Below are 256 nucleotides of genomic sequence, written 5' to 3' on the forward strand. Positions count from 1 at the left end.
GTGCCAGCACCGATCGCTTCATCTATCTCTGGGCCGAAGCCGGGGCCGGCAAGAGCCACCTGCTGCACGCCCTGGCCACCAAGGCCGGCCAGGAAGGCAATCATGCCCGCCTGATCCACGCCGACTCGCCCGAGTCGGCCTTCGAATACAGCCCCCGCACCAGTCATTACCTGCTCGACGACGTGGACCAGTTGTTCGAGGAGCAGCAGATCGCTGCCTTCAACCTGTTCAACCAGATCCGCGAACAGGGCGGCTG

The 256-nt window shown here is 64.5% G+C and carries 1 pseudogene; it reads left to right on the plus strand.

Annotation, left to right across the window (positions count from 1 at the left end):
- Positions 1 to 256, plus strand: a pseudogene (locus HWD97_RS24380) (DnaA regulatory inactivator Hda); the annotation flags it as partial.

Origin of the sequence: Ochrobactrum sp. C6C9, assembly GCF_022627935.1 — a bacterium.
GTDB lineage: Bacteria > Pseudomonadota > Alphaproteobacteria > Rhizobiales > Rhizobiaceae > Brucella > Brucella teleogrylli.